This is a genomic window from Albidovulum sp., from assembly GCF_049646345.1.
Classification (GTDB): Bacteria; Pseudomonadota; Alphaproteobacteria; order Rhodobacterales; family Rhodobacteraceae; genus Albidovulum.
In genome coordinates, this window is the sequence record NZ_JBARVQ010000850.1 from 1 (window position 1) to 3,796 (window position 3,796).

The 3,796-nt window shown below is 55.7% G+C and carries 4 protein-coding genes; all 4 read left to right on the forward strand.

What is annotated here, in order from left to right:
- The first annotated feature begins 388 nt into the window (after positions 1 to 388).
- The 4 genes from WBB85_RS22325 (at position 389) to WBB85_RS22340 (ending at position 2,646) form a co-directional block, all read left to right on the forward strand.
- A complete protein-coding gene (locus tag WBB85_RS22325) occupies positions 389 to 1,648 on the forward strand; it encodes a tyrosine-type recombinase/integrase (protein ID WP_432640766.1) in 1,260 nt (419 codons plus the stop codon).
- A gap of 161 nt (positions 1,649 to 1,809) precedes the next feature.
- On the forward strand, positions 1,810 to 1,995 hold the full coding sequence (locus tag WBB85_RS22330) for a helix-turn-helix transcriptional regulator (RefSeq protein ID WP_432640767.1): 186 nt from the start codon (positions 1,810 to 1,812) through the stop codon (positions 1,993 to 1,995).
- A 4-nt stretch (positions 1,996 to 1,999) separates the two neighbouring features.
- Positions 2,000 to 2,365, forward strand: a complete 366-nt coding sequence (locus tag WBB85_RS22335; RefSeq protein ID WP_432640768.1) for a winged helix domain-containing protein — start codon at positions 2,000 to 2,002, stop codon at positions 2,363 to 2,365.
- A complete protein-coding gene (locus tag WBB85_RS22340; RefSeq protein WP_432640769.1) occupies positions 2,362 to 2,646 on the forward strand; it encodes a hypothetical protein in 285 nt (94 codons plus the stop codon). The genes WBB85_RS22335 and WBB85_RS22340 overlap by 4 nt, the downstream gene beginning before the upstream one ends.
- Positions 2,647 to 3,796: the final 1,150 nt, after the last annotated feature.

The window sequence follows — 3,796 nt, forward strand, 5'->3', positions numbered from 1 at the left end:
AACCTACCTCAACTGCGGCGCAATTCATTTTCGGCAAGTATCGGAAAAGACGAACAATTTTGAATGCGTCTCGATTTGGGTGAAGGGCGGGTGAAAGGAGACCACGGGCGTTCGGAGACCAATTTTGGGCCAACGGCCAGTCTCCGAAAGTCGGATGGCTCCGCTAAAACCCTTTGAACCAAAAAGAAAAAAGGACCTCACAGGGGCCTCGTCTCGGGTTCGCGAATAGTTTGTGGCGGAGATAGAGGCGGCCATCATATATTCCTACAAGTTCCATACTGTCCATTATTTCCCTTTTTGTATTGGACTTTAGGCCCAAGCTATTCCATGCTTGCCCTACCAGTTCCACATAATATTGTGGGGCAGTTTTTCACAACAGGAGGCAAGCATGCCGGGCAAACTGACGGGCAAGCACCAAGACAAGCGGTTGTCGGCAGCGTTCGTGCGCTCGACCACACAACCGGGCCGCTATATGGACGGGCAAGGGCTTTTCCTGAAAGTGGATGCAACTGGGGCAAAGCGTTGGGGACAGCGCCTCCTTATCCGAGGCAAACGGCATGATATCGGTCTAGGAGGTGTCGAATTGGTGCCTCTGGCTTTGGCGCGGGCACTTGCGTTGGAAAACCGTGCGCTGGCACGAACCGGGGGCGATCCGCTTGCCGCAAAAAGACTGGCCGAGCGTATACCCACATTTGCGCAAGCAGTGGATAAATACCTTGAAACCAAGTTGGCGGAGTTTCGCAGCACAAAGCACGCCAAACAATGGCGGGCGACACTCGACACCTACGCGGGGCCACTGATCGGGCAAATGCGGGTGTCCGATATAGAGATGCGCGACGTTTTGCGCGTTCTGAAACCCATCTGGGAAACAAAAACCGAAACCGCGTCCCGGTTGCGAGGACGTATAGAGGCGGTTCTTTCATGGGCTACTGTTTGTTCCTATCGGACCGGCGACAATCCGGCGCGATGGCGCGGCAATCTTGACCTACTTCTCCCAAAACCCTCCAAAGTTGCAAAGTCGGACAATCAACCCGCTTTGGCGCTGAGCGATGTGCCGCAGTGGTGGTCAAACCTTCAAACCCGCGATGGCATGGCGGCACAGGCGCTGCAATTTCTCACCTTGACGTTGGCACGTTCGGGTGAGGTTCGTGGTATGACTTGGGATGAAGTCGATCTTGAAAGGGCTCTGTGGATTATCCCCGTCGACCGCATGAAGGCTGGACGGGAACACCGAGTGCCACTGACAAAAGAGGCCGTGACACTTCTGCGAAACCTGCCCCAAATGAAAGGGAGTCCTTTTGTGTTCTTTGCACCGCGTGGCGGAATGTTATCCGACATGACAATCAGCAGCGTCATGCGCCGGATGCAAGAAGCCGAGGAAAAGGCGGGCCGCAGTGGATACCTTGACTCACGCAACAAGCGCCCGGCTGTCCCGCACGGGCTACGCAGCACCTTTCGGGACTGGGCGGCGGAACAGGGCTTTGAGCGAGACTTGGCTGAAATGGCGCTTGCCCACAACGTAGGCTCAGAAGTGGAACGTGCCTATCGGCGCACCGATCTGGTGGAGCGGCGGCGGGCAATGATGGGGGCTTGGGGGCGTGTCCTGCGCGGCGAAACTGGGGCGCAAGTGGTTCAGTTCGCAGGATAGTCCGCTTTTCTTTCTCGAGCATAGAAATTTGGCTAAAGCATTGCTTCAAATACGAATAATGCCTCAACTTTATTGATATTCCAAGCGCGTATAGTTACGTGCATTTAGAGCCATTAGTAAATCCGGCACAGTAAGGACAGGACCACCAATAGGAGGTATCCATGTCCCAAACGAACCGAATCCTTCGCCGCCCCGATGTTGAACACCTGACGGGCTTCAAGCGCAGCATGATTTATTTGATGATGCAGCGTGGCACCTTCCCCAAACCCGTGAAACTTTCTGAGCGTGCAATCGGCTGGCGCGAAAGCGACGTAGCGGCTTGGCTTTCCAGCAGGGAGGCAACGTGACGCCATGACAATCAATGAGAACGCGTCGCGCGGCTTGCAGGCCGACGCGACGCGGGATTGCCTTCCTGATCGGGCGGGCACCCCAAACATAGCGCAACTGACCCGTTCGCGCCAGAAGGTAGCCACCTTCTATATTTCACCGGGCAGTGGCAACGCTTGGTGCTTGGCCCAACTGGTCGAGGCCGGGCCGGTCGGTATAACAGCTGCCGATTTTCCCGGCACGAGGATTGCCGCCCATGTCCACTGTCTAAGGCAGGCCGGTGTGCCGGTCACTACCCGCCATGAGGCCAATCACGACGGCTGGGGCGGGCATCATGGCGTTTATCAACTTGGCGCAACTGTCCTTCGCATTGAGGGAGACTTGCCATGAATGCCCCGTCAGCAATCAGCATGGACCGCCGCGAAATTTCTGACCGCTACCGGGGCGAAATTATCCGCTCTGGCAAGTGGCGCATTGTCATCTGCAAAGACAGCTACCAGTGGATTCTTCAGCGTCTCACACGCTCTGAAAGCCCGGATGGGGTCAGATGGGAAGGTCGTCACTACTTCCGGCAGCGGGACACCGCGATACGGCTCTGGCGGAAGCACACTGGCGAGGACGGGGCAATTCTGATGGCTCTGCTTCCTGAAAGATTTTCGACTTTGAAATGAATGGCGCTCGCTGGCAAAGGCGGGCGCTGAGTCTGGTTAAGGGTTCGAAAGACCGTGGGGCCAGACTTGATAGGATTACCACGGGGCGCGACCGCAGTCCGACCGCAGTCCGAAAGGCTGAAGCGGGGTCGCCGGGGGTAAAGACACCCTCGCAAGTTGCAGCTGAGCCGCGCGCGGTCTTCTTGCGATGCGTGGCGCCCTAAGCGGGGACCGGCTCCGAAGAGCAGGGCTAGACGCGGCGGGCATGGGGACCAACCCGAGCTTTGGCTGGGGCTGGTCGTCCTATGCCCGTCACAAAGACCTCACCAAAGAGCAGAAGCGATTAGTGAAAAAGACTCCTCTAGATCTTGAGAACAGCTCGAAGAAGCCAAAGCACAACCCAAAACCCCGGAATAAAAATGAAAATGCTACTTCGATCCGGGCCGAAGCCAATCCAACTTAGGAGCAGGAAAGCAAAGAAAACAAGTGCCGACACACTGAACAAGGTGTCTAACAGAATTCCAATCGATCGCAGCCTAAAGCTATTCATAGCATCATTTCGGGTTTGCTGGGACGTCAGTAAGTCGAACACATATAAACCGACTGCAGCAATAAGCACCCCAATGAGTGGCCCGAAAAGCAGCATTCCGAGACGTGCTTCGGGATCAGAATCTCTACTTGTCGGGCTCTCTAACACGACAAGAAATACTAAGATTCCGACGCCAGCTATAACCCATGTCCGCATTCTTGATTACCGCCGCCCATTGTATAGAGACCATGATTAACTGGCAGACCGTATCAAGGACAGAGGCGTCGCCAGCGCAAAAGCCCAAGTGTTACCCATGTTAATACACAGGCGGTGACCGTGGGGCCCATTCTTTCTAAGATGGTGAAGAATCTGTTGGGCGCATTTTTCTGTTTTCGACCTGTGCATGCTGGACAATTGGTGCCGGGCTATTCGAGGTTGGAAGCCGCCCTCGCGCGCTGGAAGGCCGGATGGAGGGCGTTGCCGTCCCCTTGGCTATCTTTCCGTGTCTGAGGACGACTTGCGACACCTGCCGGGCCGTCATAAAGCGGGAAGGCTATTCCGAAGCTGTAAGTTGTGGCATCTTGAATGGTGAACAAGGGAGGCGACTAGATGGAAGTTATCATCCAAGCGGCAGTTGGGGGT

Coding starts and splice junctions, on each gene's coding strand:
- WBB85_RS22325 (WP_432640766.1), top strand. CDS start 389: ATGCCGGGCAAACTGACGGGCAAGCACCAAGACAAGCGGTTGTCGGCA.
- WBB85_RS22330 (WP_432640767.1), top strand. CDS start 1,810: ATGTCCCAAACGAACCGAATCCTTCGCCGCCCCGATGTTGAACACCTG.
- WBB85_RS22335 (WP_432640768.1), top strand. CDS start 2,000: ATGACAATCAATGAGAACGCGTCGCGCGGCTTGCAGGCCGACGCGACG.
- WBB85_RS22340 (WP_432640769.1), top strand. CDS start 2,362: ATGAATGCCCCGTCAGCAATCAGCATGGACCGCCGCGAAATTTCTGAC.